Annotated in this window: 8 protein-coding genes; all 8 read left to right on the forward strand. The window is 44.9% G+C overall.

Annotated elements, in window-relative coordinates; translation table 11 throughout:
• Nucleotides 1-6: 6 nt before the first annotated feature.
• The 8 genes from AC1XUE_RS00140 to AC1XUE_RS00175 all read left to right on the forward strand — a co-directional run bounded on the left by AC1XUE_RS00140 (nucleotide 7) and on the right by AC1XUE_RS00175 (nucleotide 14,874).
• Nucleotides 7-5,910 carry an Ig-like domain-containing protein gene (locus tag AC1XUE_RS00140; RefSeq protein WP_483353892.1) on the forward strand — a complete coding sequence of 1,968 codons (5,904 nt, stop codon included), beginning with the start codon at nucleotides 7-9 and terminating at the stop codon, nucleotides 5,908-5,910.
• A 247-nt stretch (nucleotides 5,911-6,157) separates the two neighbouring features.
• Nucleotides 6,158-6,760 (forward strand): RNA polymerase sigma-70 factor, encoded by a 603-nt coding sequence (locus AC1XUE_RS00145; RefSeq protein WP_483353893.1) that lies wholly within the window; start codon nucleotides 6,158-6,160, stop codon nucleotides 6,758-6,760.
• A 136-nt stretch (nucleotides 6,761-6,896) separates the two neighbouring features.
• Nucleotides 6,897-7,907 carry a FecR family protein gene (locus AC1XUE_RS00150; RefSeq protein WP_483353894.1) on the forward strand — a complete coding sequence of 337 codons (1,011 nt, stop codon included), beginning with the start codon at nucleotides 6,897-6,899 and terminating at the stop codon, nucleotides 7,905-7,907.
• Complete coding sequence (locus AC1XUE_RS00155; protein ID WP_483353895.1) at nucleotides 7,900-11,397, forward strand: SusC/RagA family TonB-linked outer membrane protein; 3,498 nt, start codon at nucleotides 7,900-7,902, stop codon at nucleotides 11,395-11,397. The genes AC1XUE_RS00150 and AC1XUE_RS00155 overlap by 8 nt, the downstream gene beginning before the upstream one ends.
• Before the next feature lie 30 nt (nucleotides 11,398-11,427).
• Nucleotides 11,428-13,011 (forward strand): RagB/SusD family nutrient uptake outer membrane protein, encoded by a 1,584-nt coding sequence (locus AC1XUE_RS00160; protein WP_483353896.1) that lies wholly within the window; start codon nucleotides 11,428-11,430, stop codon nucleotides 13,009-13,011.
• Nucleotides 13,012-13,184: 173 nt separating this feature from the next.
• Complete coding sequence (locus AC1XUE_RS00165; protein WP_483353897.1) at nucleotides 13,185-13,391, forward strand: hypothetical protein; 207 nt, start codon at nucleotides 13,185-13,187, stop codon at nucleotides 13,389-13,391.
• Between the two features lie 136 nt (nucleotides 13,392-13,527).
• Nucleotides 13,528-14,064 carry a DUF1572 family protein gene (locus tag AC1XUE_RS00170; RefSeq protein WP_483353898.1) on the forward strand — a complete coding sequence of 179 codons (537 nt, stop codon included), beginning with the start codon at nucleotides 13,528-13,530 and terminating at the stop codon, nucleotides 14,062-14,064.
• A gap of 234 nt (nucleotides 14,065-14,298) precedes the next feature.
• On the forward strand, nucleotides 14,299-14,874 hold the full coding sequence (locus AC1XUE_RS00175; protein WP_483353899.1) for a sigma-70 family RNA polymerase sigma factor: 576 nt from the start codon (nucleotides 14,299-14,301) through the stop codon (nucleotides 14,872-14,874).
• Nucleotides 14,875-15,028: the final 154 nt, after the last annotated feature.

The following is a 15,028-nucleotide window of genomic DNA, read 5'->3' on the forward strand; positions in this document are numbered from 1 at the left end:
ATCTCTATGAAAAAATCAATCCGAATCATGGCCCTGTTCATTGCATTGACAGGCGCTCTTCATTTTGTAGCCAACGCACAAAGCTACAATTGGAAGTCTGTGCGAATGGGCGGCGGCGGTAATGTGACGAGCTTGAAGGCTCACCCAAAAGTGCCCAATCTCTATTTTATCACAACCGATGTAGGCACGCCTTACCGTTGGAACCACGCAGCTCAAAAATGGGAAGACCTGATGTGGTACGATAAAATACCAACCACATACTGGAACTGGGAAGTGGCCGCACGATGCGGAGATCTTGCCTTTGATCCTAATGACTTAACAGGAAATATCCTATATGCAACGATTCAGACAGGTAAGGGAGCTAATCCCGGTGGTGGAACAGGGGTTGGCACGGTCATGAAGTCGTTAGACAGGGGTGCAACCTGGACTGACTGCCAGCTTCCTATAACTGTACTCCCCAACAGCGACCAGACTTTCACAGACCGTTTGGTGGTTGATCCAAACAACAGCAATGTGGTATATGTGACAACACGCGCGAACGGTACTTATAAAAGTACAGCGGCAGGAGCAGTGGGATCCTGGACAAAAGTGAACACTTCCTTAGCTGACAACATCGCAGGCAGATTTATCTTCTTTGATAAAAGTGGAGGGGTACTTAACGGCGTTACAAAGAATATCTTTTTTGGAAGTTTAGATGGCGTTTATCGCAGCACAGATGCCGGCAATACATTTACATTAATGCCGGGCAGCCCTGTGAGGCCGCGACGCGCAAGTATCAGTAACGATGGTACTTTTTATGTAACGCAAACACTTCGGGACTGGACTTTGAAAGAAGAAGGCACGACTGTCAATAAATGGAATGGAAATAGTTGGATTGATATTACCCCGGCAAGTGGTAAACAATATAGTAGCGTTGGCGTCAATCCTCTAAATAGCAATGAGATCGTCATTGCGACTTCCGGAACCTGGAACCACGACTTGGCTTATAGAAGTACAAACGGTGGAAGTAGTGGAAGCTGGACGCCCATGGTGCCGGCAACCCGTGACGTGACAGAGGCCCCTCACTCCGGTGGCAATGGAGCAAACGGAAATATAGGGCACGATGTCAACGGATTTGTGTGGGATCCTTTCCATGAAGGACAGGTATGGTTCACCGATATGTTAGACGTTGGGCAAACGACCAATGTTTGGGCAAGTCGTGTGACATGGAAACTACGCAACAATGGTCTGGAGGAAATCGTGGTAGCAGGACCTCTGGTAGCGCCACCGTCGGGCTCCAATTTTTTGGTGTCCACTACCGGTGATGTGGGAGGTTTTGACCATAAGACGCTTGATACACCACCTGCAAAAGGAGTATCAAGTTTTTTTGCGACCAATACAGGCTGTAACACTTCCGGCGGTGCCATTCAATACTCCGACCCGAATTTCATAGCACGTGTGGGTAGCGATGGATGGAACGGGCCAGGTATTGGAGGTTACTCAACCGACGGAGGTACATCCTACACCAAATTTGCTTCACTGCCGGGAGCCCGCGGACGGATTGCGGTTTCGGCTACAAGCAGAAAAATGGTCTGGGTTACACAGGGAGGTCTTACCTACCAATCGTCGAATTTAGGAACAACCTGGACACCAGCCGGCGGAGTACCCAATGCTGTTCTCAAACCAGGAGACATCTATCAAATCTGGGCTGGCATGAACCCGCTTGCGGCCGACAAAGTGAACGGAAATCTCTTTTATATTTATGCAGCCGGTAAAATCTATGTCAGTACAAACGGCGGCGTAAGTTTTGCGCCTACCGCTGCTACCAACTTGCCCAATGTTGGAAATGTCGCGCAAATGAACATAGAAACCACACCAGGTATTGAAGGTGATTTGTGGATTTCTTTCTCTGGCGACGGAATTTTCCATTCGACTGATGCAGGTAATACTTTTACAAAAGTGAATCCTGCGGGTATCACCAAAGTGAAATGGATTGCAGTGGGAAAGGCTGATACAACAGCTTCTTCCAATCCTGTAATTTATGTCACTTCCGAGAGCACGCCCATTAACGGAGTTTCGTACGGCGTTTTCCGTTCCGACGACAACGGAGCAACCTGGACAACCATCGCAAACCCTGTTCCGGGTATCGTGAGTAACATCGCTGCGGATCTGCACGGCAGAGTTTATCTTGGGATCGCCGGAAACGGAATCTTCGTGGGAGAACCTTCGGGCGGACCGGTTGTTTCTGTTGCAGTAGCTCCTGCCGCGGATTCCGTGATAGTAGGTTTAACCAAACAACTGAAAGCGACACTTACTCCTGCCTATCCGTCTAACACTTCAGTAAGCTGGAGCTCGTCGGATACGAACATTGCTACTGTGAATGCAACGGGATTAGTTACTGGCGTTAGTACAGGTATCGCAAATATCACGGTAACTACACAAGATGGAGACAAAACTGCTCAGAGCAGCATCAAAGTTACACCGGTAATCCATGTCACAAGCGTATTACTGGACTCAACCATCACCATTGGATTAAGTACAAGCAGAAATCTGACGGCAACCGTTCTGCCTGCCAATGCGCTTAACAAAAATGTGAGCTGGGCTTCGTCCGATACCACTGTTGCCAGGATCAATTCCAGCGGACTTGTGACCGGATTAAAACTGGGCACCACCACCATAACCGTTACCACGGAAGACGGAGCCAAAACGGCAACAGGTGTTTTGACGGTTGGAACTACAGTGATTGCAAACAACTGCGGCGGACCAACCATCGGTAATTTTGTAGCCGACAATCCGCAATCTTATAACATGTGGACTTCAACTGTTACCAATGCGATAGATATCAGCGGGGTAGTAAGACCTGCGCCAGCAGGCGCGTACAAAACGCAGCGTAACACTGGGGAACGGATGACCTACCTTTACGAAAATCTCATTCCCAACTCTAAATATGTGGTACGCCTGCATTTTGCGGAGCTTTCAACGGCCATTACAGCAGGGAAAAGGAAATTTAACGTAACAGCAAACACCGTTGCTGATACCTTGTTGAAGAACTTTGACATTTTCACACAGGCAGGTGGGAGATACAAAGGAATCGTGCGCGAGTTTGAAGTGAAATCCACAGCGCAAGGACAGATTTCATTGGTTTTCAGACCGATTGCAAACCTGAACTACCCTGCAATCAATGCAATAGAAATCGGGCTTAATCCGCTTACCTCTGTTGCTGTGAACCCCGCAACCGCATTTGTAGGGGTGGGCGATACAACAAGACTGGCAGCAACGGTATCACCTGCAAACGCCACCAACCAAAGGGTAACCTGGACATCGTCAAATACTTCGATTGTGAGTGTTGATGCAGCTGGGCTTCTTAAAGGTATATCCCCAGGTTCCGCGGTTATTACAGCTACTACTAACGAAAGTGGAAAAACGGCATCTTCAACTGTAACTGCTGCCAACATTGCTGTGACAGGTGTGACCATTCCTGCATCAGGTGCAGTTGGTGTAAACAATTCAATCACTCTGGCAGCAACTGTACAACCGGCAAATGCTACAAACAAAGCCATCACCTGGTCCAGCTCTGATGCAGGTATTGTTTCTGTTAATCAAAATGGCGTGTTAACCGGGGTTTCACCAGGCAATGCAACCGTTACCGTGACCACACAGGATGGTGCGAAAACAGCAAGCAGTGTGATTACTTCTTCCAACGTGTTGCTGACATCGGTAGTTCTGAATAAAACCAATGCAACAGTTGGTGTGGGCGATACAACTTCGATTAAAGCAACCGTTGCTCCGGCAATTGCAAGCAATAAAACAGTGCTTTGGAGCTCATCCAATCCATCTGTTGCTACGGTATCTAGTAGTGGAATCGTGACCGCTGTGGCTGTTGGTACAGCTACCATTGCGGCAACAGCTCAGGATGCAAGCGGTATTTCTGCAAGTTCCTCCATCACGGTAGTTGCTGCCGGTTTGTGTGGTATACTTACTAACAACGGCTTTGAAAGCGGTTTTGTAAACTGGATCAGAAACCCGAATGCAGCGGCTGCAAAAATTGGAACGTCTGCACAGAGCGGGTTGAAAAGTGCGGTAATCACAGCCGATAAGGGAGCGATCAATTATGGCAAAAGGATTACAGTAACAGCGGGTTCGGAAATCAATTTTGAGGTTTGGGCCAAAGTAGAAGGAACGCCTAATCCTTCCAATGCTTCACAATCCATCCTGCCATGGTGGGCTGGAATTGGTCTCGATTTTTATGATGCTCAGGGGGCGAAAATTGAAAGTGCAAAAATTGAATTGATTGTTCATCCGTCTACACCAGCTTCTACTGCAACCGTGTATACCAAGTATTCGGCGACTAAAGTTGTACCGGCAAATGCGGCAACGATAGGTATCTGGGCTTCAAAAGCTGGTCCATCCGGTCAGCTTGTACTAGACGATTTCTGTCTGACGATCACTGCACCGACACTTTTGGAACAAACTGTTTCTTTAGACAGTATTATTTCAAAAACCGTTGGAGATGCAGATTTTGAGCCAAATGGCCTGGCTACTTCCGGTTTGCCGGTGAGTTACGCAAGTTCAGATACTTCAGTAGCTGCTATCGTAAATGGAAAGGTGCACATCCTTGCACCTGGAACAACCGTAATCACTGCTTCTCAAAATGGCAACGCAACTTACAGTGCTGCTGCGTCATTGAGTCGTACACTCATGGTTTCATCTGGTTTGAAAGTGCTGTATAAAGACGGTGACAATGGTCAGGTTGATAATAATAACATCAAGCCGTTCCTGACGATATCCAATGAAAGTGGCTTAGCTATTCCTTACAGCGAACTTACAGCACGGTACTGGATCACTGCCGAGAATTATACAGGTATAAACAAGTGGATCGATCATGCTGAGATGGGGAATAACAAGGTTTCCATGAACTACGTCGCACTTGAAAAACCACGTCAGGGCGCTTTGGGATACATCGAGTATCAGTTTAATGCTTCGGCCGGTAATTTGAATGCAGGAGGAAACTCGGGTGTGATACAGTCTCGGTTTGCGAATACCAACTGGGAAAATTTTGCGGAAAGCGATGATTATTCCTTCAAAAATGGTTCTTCCTATGCTGTAAATGATCAAATTACTTTGTACCGCAATGGTAAACTCTGGTGGGGGGTAGAACCGGATACAGCCGCTTCGGTTTTGGATCTGAAAGTTTATTCCGAAAATAAAAACACCAATACCGGTTCAACTTCTCTCAGCACCTGGCTTAAAGTTGAAAATACCGGGAATGTACCAGTAGATTACGCCGATCTATCGATTCGTTACTGGTTCACAGCTGATGGTACAGCAGGATTGAATTATTGGATTGATTTTGCCAAACTGGGTACGGGAAATATTGCCGGACAGTTTGTGAACAACCAGCAGAGAGCAAATGCTGACAGCTATTTTGAACTGAAGCCAGCGTTATCTTTGGGGAAACTCTTTCCGCTGAGCAGCACAGGCAACATTCAGTACAGAATTGGAAAATCGAATTGGTCTGTCTTCGACGAGACCAATGATTACTCTTACAAAGCAGCAGGCGACTTTGCTGAGAATAACAAGATCACGGTTTACTACAAAGGTCAGCTGATTTACGGAGAGGAACCTGCCATGCAGGCTAATGGCAGAATTGCCGCCCTGGACAGCGAAACCGCGTCTGGCAAGCTAAATGTAACAGTACTTGGAAACCCGGTAACCGGAGATAAGGCCAGCATTGTCATCAGCGGTGCGCATGCTTATCCTGTTCGGATTATGGTAACGGATCTGACCGGACGTATTCTTTCACAGAAACTGGTTGAAAACCCTTTGGAAAACGAGCATCACACGCTGCCTCTGGGTAAAAATGCCGGTCTTTATCTGATTAAGGTAGGTAATTCCAAAGAATCTGTTTCGGTTAAAGTACTTAAACCCTAATTGTTCATATTTTCAGATTAAATGCTGGATGTTGTCCGGGTCAGCGAAAGTTGACCCGGACTGTTTTATGAATCCGGATGTACAGCATCTTATCTGGTTTTTTATTTAATTGAATTATTTATTGAAAAAAAAATATTATTTATAGTATAGGGATAGTGCATATCGGCTTGTCTTTACAATAAATCGCTAATGAAACGCTATGACGCTTAACTCTACCCAAAAATTATCTCCCCTAATACCGGAGACCATGGATTTAGCCGGCCAGGATGCCGAGCCGGTGATGCTCAACGACGAATATCTGATTCGGGATATGTTCAATCAGGATCCGGGAAAAGGGTGCGAGCTGCTGTTTAGAAAATACTATAAGAATTTATGCAACCACGCAATCAGGTTTGTACACTCACAGGAAGTAGCGGAGGATATTGTATCCGAAGTATTTGCGACCTTCTGGCAAAGCCGCACTTTTGAGCTGATTACTACCTCCTACAGAGCCTATCTGTATAAGGCGGTGCGGAATCGATCGTACAACTATCTTAAGTGGGATCTGAATCGTACATCTCCTATGGAAACCGTGACAATTCCATTTGCTGCACATACACTTAATCCATGTGAGGCATTGCAATACAACGAACTCTATCAACAGATTGAAACCATCGTGCAGCAAATGCCACCCCAATGTAAAAGGGCGTATCTGATGAAACGTGTGGATGGTAAAACACTTGAAGAAATAGCTGCAGAGCTTCAGATTTCTACCAAGGCAGTGGAAGCGCTTATCACCAGAGCTTTAGGTAGGCTTCGCAATGGTTTGAAAGACAGCTGGTTTTTATGCCTTGTATTTTACTTACAGTAAATTTCGCACACCGGTATGGGGTTGCTCATACTGTACTTGTCTATGTTACACGAAATGCAAAACAGGGTACCATTCCTTGGAAAGTGTTTTGGTTGGTCGTGATTCCCCAAGGCCTGTAAAAGCTAAAAAATATAAAATGAAAGATTCCCTATTCAAAGATGTCCTGTTTGATTTTTTTGACGGACGGACGACATCCATCCAGCGCAAGCTTGTCGAAGACTGGCTGGCTGATCCCCAAAATGAAGAGCTCTACTACCAGTATATGGATGAATGGGAGAGCCGGCATCCTCAGTTTTCACCACAATTAGAAAATGCCCTTGCTGATTATATGGCACTGGTAACAGATCTGAATACGGGTAAAGACGTACCGCTTCCTCAGAAACCTTTCATTCAGTCAAGCATCTGGAAACGCCCGTGGCTTTACAGCGCCGCTGCTGCCTGTCTGATATTGGTAGCCGGATTCGTTTTTAAAAATGAGTTGATATACAAAACATTAACCTCTGGAAATGGTCACGTTTCATCATTCCAGCTCTCGGACGGAACCGATGTTGTATTGAATGCCAATTCTACATTACGTGTGCCCAGACTGGGATTCGGATCCGGAAACAGAGAAGTGATGCTGGAAGGTGAAGCGGAGTTTAAAGTAGTGCATACCACAAACGATAGTCGGTTTATCGTGCGTATGGAGAAGGATTATAGCATTGAAGTGCTTGGGACCGAGTTTGTTGCTTTTTCCCGTAAAAGAGGAACCAAAGTATTTCTGACTAAGGGAAAGGTAAAATTGAGTTTACCGAAAGGAAAACAGCTCTATATGAAACCGGGCAACCTTTTCGCGACGGCTGCCAATGGCAGTTTTACGCTTACATCCTCATCGGCTCCTGCAGCATTTGTGGCCTGGAAGCAGGATATGTTTTACTTCGATAACACCTTGCTTTCCGAAGCAGTCGAACAAATGAATGACCGCTTTAAAGTAGATGTACGTATACTGGATCCCGTTTTAAGCAAAAGGCGGATTGGTGGCGTCTATAAAGCGAAGCAGGCCGACGATCTATTGGCCATATTAACCGAATTACTCCAACTGGAAGTAGTAAAACATAACGAATTCATAGAATTGAGAAAATCAGTAATCAACCCAGATCATGAGTAGCAGATTTCTACAAAAAACCCGTATTGTGCTGACCATGTTATCCGTTCAGCAACTTTGTGTGGCGCAGGGTATCTCATTGGCAAGTAACAGCAGAATACCTGTCCAAACGCAGCATCCTGAAAGCCGTAACAGAGCTAAAAATCTCAAAGACCTATTGGTGGATTTAGGAAAACAGCATCAGGTAAGCATATTGTTTGAAGAAGAAACAGTCAAAAATATTACCATTACCGGTGCAGCGTATCGCCAGGAGGGAAGTAAATTTGAAAAGCAGTTGACGGACCTTTTAAAACCTTTTAACCTGCGTTTTAAGAAGGCAGGTAAAGAAGCTTACATCATTGTATCGAAGTTCGAAAAGCGTGCATTGGATACCGGAACCGCTGCATTGGAAAGTGCAAGTATGTCGCAGACAGTACCCACTGAGTCCATGGGCAGGCCTGAGATAGCCATGTTGAAAAATTCTAAAGTGAGTATAGAAGAAGTGACGATCAAAGGGAAAGTGACCGACGAGCGTGGCGACGGGCTGCCTGGAGTGAGTGTGGTGCTGAAAGGCTCACAGCGTGGTGTTAGTACAGACATGGCGGGCAATTACGAAATAACAGGTGCAAACTCAGACGCAGTATTGATTTTCTCTTTTGTCGGCTATGTGCCAAGAGAAGAAATTGTAGGTAATCGGTCATTGTTGGATATTTCCCTCGCCGTCGATACGAAAGCACTGGATGAAGTTGTAGTTATCGGTTATGGAACTGCCAAAAAGAAAGACCTTACAGGCGCTGTCGCTGTGGTGGGTCGCAAGGAATTCGGCGACGTTTCGGCCACATCTGCACAGCAGCTGTTACAAGGTAAAATTGCCGGAGTACAGATCGTCAATACAGGAGGTCTTCCGGGATCTAATGCCAAAATCATCATTCGCGGCGTTGGTTCACTCACCAATTCAGACCCTTTGTATGTGATCGATGGTATTCAGGGTGGCGACATCAATTCGGTAAGTCCATATGATATACAGGACATCACAGTACTTAAGGATGCAGCATCAGTAGCGATCTACGGTGCTTCTGCTGCAAATGGCGTGGTTTTGATCACAACAAAAAAGGGCAAAGCAGGTACGCCCAAAGTTACATATAACGGTTATGTGGGCGTAGCACAGCCATGGAAAAAACTGGATATGCTGAATGCTGAGCAGTATGTACAACTGGTAAAGGATATCAATGTGTCTCAGGGAAACAAGGTACCCGACAAGCTCAACACACCTGATGTACTGGTAACCCGCACCGACTGGCAAAAGGAAATATTCAGAAATGCGAAAATTACCGAACACCATGTTAACGTAACAGGTGGAAGTGAAAAAGCTACCTATAATTTTTCCGCAGGTTATACCAATCAGGATGGTATCATGAAAGATTTTGGTTATCAGCGTATCAATTTGAGGGCGCAGTTGGAAGAGCAGATCGGTAAAAGAATCAGACTTGGGCAGACTATCAATTTCAAGTATAACCGTACCACGGGCAATGCCGCTAGTTTTGTAGAAGCACTTCGTATGCCTCCGTATGCGCCTACCATGGACCCTACTAATCTGGGGGGATACAGTCGGGTTACTACCATTCTGGATCAAAACGATGCACTGAATCCATTGCCTGGTATTTATCTTACTGAAAAATTATCCAGAGGAGTTTCTAATCTTTTTCAGTTTTGGGGAGAAGTGGATATCCTCAATGGCCTGAAATTCAGAACGCAGGCAAATATTGGTCTATCCAACAGCAATAGCTACAATTACACAGGAGAATACATGAATGGAAATCTCAGGACTGATCGTAAGATTGATGAGAGTTATTCCTTTGGTGTATCGCCGCTGATTGAAAATATCCTGACCTATTCCAAGTCTGCATGGCAGCACGATTTTTCCGTTATGGTGGGTAATACCTACAATGAAGGAAACAGAAGTAGAAGTGTTAATTTGACCGGCTCTGGTTTTACCAATGATCTGATCAAACAAATTGGTGTATCCAAATCCAATAGCATCACCAGCGCAGGTTCTAGTATCTATGCGTCTCGTTCTTATTTCGGACGTCTTACCTATGGCTTTAACGACAGATATCTGCTGAATGCTTCCATACGTCAGGATATCAATCCGGCGTTTGGAAAAGCTTATCGAAAAGGCAATTTTCCTTCTGTGGGAGTAGCCTGGAAGCTGGCCAATGAAGAGTTTATGAAAAATGTTTCGTTCGTTTCTGACCTGAAACTACGGGGTAGCTGGGGTATCACAGGTAATGCCAATATAGGTTTGTTTCTCACCGATCCAACCGTTTATCGCGGATATGGGAACAACAACATTGTTTATTCTTTTGGTGAAAACAAAGCATTCCAGCAAGGAGCAACTGTGACACGTGTACCTAATCCGTTTTTGAAATGGGAAGAAACTACTCAAATCGATTTCGGACTGGATTTTGGTCTATTACGTAATAAAATACAGGTCAGCATCGATTACTACAAAAGAGATAGCAAAGACTTATTACTGGATGTAAAACTTCCGATTTCTACAGGTCTGGGTGATGTTTACAACGACGCCAGTATGGTTCAGAACGCAGCCAATGCAGTTAATAAAGGTTTTGAAGCTGCCGTGTCCTATGCCGGACAAACGGGAGATTTCAGTTACAGCTTCTCTGCCAATACCGGTTACAACAAGAACAACGTCGTATCAATGGGTAGCGGATCACCAATTATCAGTGGTAGTACCAATGGCGGTATCAATATTACCAAGACTGACGTAGGTGCAGCAATCGGCTCATTCTACGGTTTCAAGGTAGATCATGTGGTGTCCAGTGCTGCAGATGTAGCAAGATATAATGAGCAGGCAGTTGGCAAAGGCTTTAAATCCTATCAGGATGGCCTGAAAGCAGGAGATATTGTATACCAGGATTTGAACGGTGACGGGCAAATCACTGATGCAGATCAAACATTCCTGGGTTCTGCCATTCCTGTCTGGACATACGGAGGATCGGTGAATCTGGCTTACAAATCTTGGGATCTGTCTATGGGACTTGCCGGAATAGGAGATGTGAAGGTGTACAACGCATTGCGTTACTGGACCGAAGGAACCACACGTCCATTCAATTCATCTACAGCAGTTTTAGACGCATGGAAGCAAGATGGGGACATTACAGACATGCCAAGATCGGGTCAGAATACGCCCTCTAACCTTCGCGCTTCCGATCGCTTTCTGGAGAATGGCTCATTCATGCGCCTTCGTAACCTGACTGTGGGTTTCTCACTTCCCAAAACGCTGCTGAATTCTTCCAATGCAAAAGTGTTTTCAAGCTTCAGAATATATGCAACGGCAATGAATTTACTGACACTCACCAATTACAAAGGATATGATCCTGAGGTGAGCGCAAGTGTCACGGATGCCAAGTCTTTCATTTTTACCAAAGGAGTAGACACAGGCCAATATCCGCAACCGAGAACTTTCCTTCTTGGTGTTCAGGTCGGGTTTTAAAATCTTCTCATTCAACTTCATTAAAGCATAATGAAAAATCGGATACTTTCTCTGGGAACTATGGCCTGCCTGGCCATGACCAGCTGTGACAATTCTCTGGATAATGTTAAAAATCAATCCAGTTATAATGATGACACTTATTTTACAACACCGGCCACCATTTCCGAAGCAGTAACAGCCACCTACGGTCTGATGCTTTACAAGGGGCTTTATTCGCGGGATTTTTACTACCTGATGGATCTGACCGGCAATGAAGCTGAGGCGGATGCACCGCTTCAGGGCGATGTTCTCCAGTTGCATGACTATAGCTATGCTGCCAACCATGTTCAGATTAATGATCTTTGGTCTACAGCTTATAAGGTTACATTCCGGGCAAACCTGGTCATTGATAAAGCTTCGAAGGTGGTTCCCGCCTCGGACGCTGAAAAAACAAAACTGGCTCAGTATACCTCAGAAGCATACTTTTTAAAGGCCTATGCAGAGTTTTTGCTGGTAACCCTTTGGGGCCGTGTGCCGATTCGCAAGGATTACGACGGAAACAGCGAATTTTACCTTAACAGAGCCAGCATCGAAGAAGTCTGGAAGCAGATCGAATCGGATCTGAACAATGCTATCGCAGGCTTACCAGCTGTCTATACCAGCGGAGCAGACTTGGGCAGAGTTACAAAAGGGGCTGCGATTGCGCTATTGGGTAAGTCTTATCTGTATCAGAAAAAATATACCGAAGCGGCGGGCCAGTTTGACCTGCTTACGAAAGCACCGTATGCCTATGATCTTGTACCGAATCTTGACGACCTGTTTACAAAATCGCCGGTAAAAAATGCGGAGACAGTTTTTGACATTCCGCATAAATCATGGGGTGGATGGGCAGAAGGGAGTCCGTACTATATGTTCGGATCACAGGAAGGATCGGGAAGTGGCAAGAATACGCTGACAGGCCGGGCGATGGAGTACGGCTGGAATGACTGGCGCAATGTCTTTATCTCAGATGCAGCCGTAAATGCATTTACCTATCAGGATGAATCCGGTAAAGCTTATGTGGATCCCAGAGCCAAAAATACGTTCTATGGAAGTAAGGAGAGCGGGGGAGATGTTACTTTTTGCGATAACTGCCCGGGTGGGGCTAAGCCTTATCCATATGCTGAGAATGGGAATGGATACCGATGGAGAAAATACCAGCCTTATGAGTACAAAGAAAAGGCCGAGCTCCCCCAGTCGGATATTAATTCCCAAGTCATTCGCTATGCTGACGTGTTGCTGATGTATGCGGAGGCCCAGATCAATGCGGGTAAAATCTCAGAAGCGCTCCCTCTGATTAACAAGGTACGTGCGCGTTCCGGAGCATTCACCTACACAACATTGGGCAGTAAAGATGAAGCAATGAAAAAACTGATGCGGGAACGCCAGCTTGAATTGACTGGTGAGCAAGTGCGTTGGTTTGACCTGATACGCTGGGGTGTGGCCAAGCAAACACTAAATGCAGAAAAGAAAGCGAAGTATCCAAATTCAAGTCAATCTTTCTTCCAGGATAAACACGTGTTATTTCCGATCCCTCTAACAGAGAAAAACACCAATCCGCTGGTGGCCAAAGATATCAGTAGCGACTGGAATTAGGGACGAGCAAAAAGTATAACAAGCAGATTTCGGCCTGAATTTCAGGGGGCGAAATCTGCCTTTTGCGTTGAGTTGCGCCTGTTATCCTTCTGTGGTAATGGGGATTTGTCTTGCCTGGCACGACATTTTCTTAGATTGACGATTATCAATAGGACACTAAAAACAGGCACGATATGAAAAAGCATCATGAAAACGAAAGACGTAAGATTGACAGTGTGGATGAGGTTTATGATGATGATAGAGATGGGACTTATTCACATGCCGGTGATGAGGAAACCGGAGCGCTCCCTAACGATCCCGCCGAAAACGCAAAGAAAACATCCCCTGAGGAAGATCAGGGAAAAAAGGAAGATACCAGATTATCTGCCGACAACGATTGATGAGACGATAAGGGTATAATAAAACCAGGCGCCACGGCAACTATTTTGCTTGTGGTGCCTGGTTTTATATAGCAGCTATTTCCAGAATAATAGCTATATTCATGATCTACATAAATCGCAAAAACTTTGATCTTCCATGAGCAGTTATTTAAATACTGCCATAAAACAATTTGAATACTATAAAATGCTCGGCGAAATGTGTATGGCACAAGTCAGTGATGAAGCACTTTTTGACTCGCAAAAGCAGAACAGCAATAGTATCGCTATCATTATCCGGCACCTTTCAGGTAATATGTTATCGAGATTTACTGATTTCTTAACGTCGGATGGCGAAAAGGCCTCGCGTAACCGTGATACCGAATTTGAAAGTGTAGTATCGCACAGATCAGAACTACTGACAATTTGGAACAATGGCTGGAATTGCCTCTTTCGTACACTCAGAGATTTACAGGAAGAAGACCTGGAGAAGATCGTATACATTCGTAATGAGGGACATACCGTTACGGAAGCCATCAATCGGCAACTTACTCACTACGCGTATCATGTCGGGCAGATTGTCTATATAGGTAAAATGTCAGCTGATGATAACTGGCAGAGCCTGTCTATTCCTAAAAACGATTCTCTCAGATACAATGCTGAAAAGTTCAGCAAAAACTCCAAATTTAAAACATGATATGGATGGGTGGCCCGGAAAGCGCGAATGAGCAACCAGATTCCGACATGACGGGTTTGTGAATCTATATTCGTATAGCATAATGCGTTCAAATATCTCATCACACTCGTGCTATTAGCTATGTTGCTAGGGTTCATTGTTCTTTGATCTAAAAATTTTTTTGCATCCTTGTATTGCTGTACTTTGTTGATATAAATTTATCTTTAATCCCGATTATGGATAGAGTCGACACAGATGAAAGAGACGTATAGTGATAGTGACTTGTTGGTTTTGATGCGTTCAGATGAACAATCTGCATTTAGTGCCTTGTATCATCGACATTGGGAACGTATGTTTAATAATGCTTATAAGCGTTTAAAAAACAAGGATTTATCACAGGATGTGGTTCAGAATGTATTTGCAGATTTATGGGAAAGAAGAGCGTTGGTTGAGATTGCAAATCTCCCGGCTTACCTGCACACTGCCGTAAAATTCCAGGTGCTCAAACAACTTGCACAGGATGACAACCAAACAGCCATGCTGGATCTGTTTGAATGTGAGCTGACTTCCAGCCAAAGGACTGATGATGTTTTAAGGGAGAATCAAGTAACAGAATTGCTCAATACCTGGATCGCAGCACTGCCCGAAAGGCGAAGAGAAATTTTTATGCAGCATTATTTTCATGGAAAGACAACTGAGCAAATTGCCTGCGAATTGAACGTATCACAAAAGACAGTTCAGAACCAATTGACAACAGCAACCAGTATCATCAAAGACAATTTTGACAGAATATTGTTGATTGAAATCCTCTCAGCATACATGATTTCTTAGGCTTTAGAAATCTGTTACCAACTATTTTGTAATAATCTTAGATTTTTTTAACTCCGTTTGGGAGATTCTTTGCATTTCAGTACATGTATATACAGGCCCTCACAACGGTCCGTATATATATGTACCGGAACTTATGGATAACCGAGATTACAAA

This window comes from Dyadobacter sp. HNCC25DJ187, from assembly GCF_056895255.1.

Coding starts and splice junctions, on each gene's coding strand:
- AC1XUE_RS00140 (WP_483353892.1), top strand. CDS start 7: ATGAAAAAATCAATCCGAATCATGGCCCTGTTCATTGCATTGACAGGC.
- AC1XUE_RS00145 (WP_483353893.1), top strand. CDS start 6,158: ATGGATTTAGCCGGCCAGGATGCCGAGCCGGTGATGCTCAACGACGAA.
- AC1XUE_RS00150 (WP_483353894.1), top strand. CDS start 6,897: ATGAAAGATTCCCTATTCAAAGATGTCCTGTTTGATTTTTTTGACGGA.
- AC1XUE_RS00155 (WP_483353895.1), top strand. CDS start 7,900: ATGAGTAGCAGATTTCTACAAAAAACCCGTATTGTGCTGACCATGTTA.
- AC1XUE_RS00160 (WP_483353896.1), top strand. CDS start 11,428: ATGAAAAATCGGATACTTTCTCTGGGAACTATGGCCTGCCTGGCCATG.
- AC1XUE_RS00165 (WP_483353897.1), top strand. CDS start 13,185: ATGAAAAAGCATCATGAAAACGAAAGACGTAAGATTGACAGTGTGGAT.
- AC1XUE_RS00170 (WP_483353898.1), top strand. CDS start 13,528: ATGAGCAGTTATTTAAATACTGCCATAAAACAATTTGAATACTATAAA.
- AC1XUE_RS00175 (WP_483353899.1), top strand. CDS start 14,299: ATGAAAGAGACGTATAGTGATAGTGACTTGTTGGTTTTGATGCGTTCA.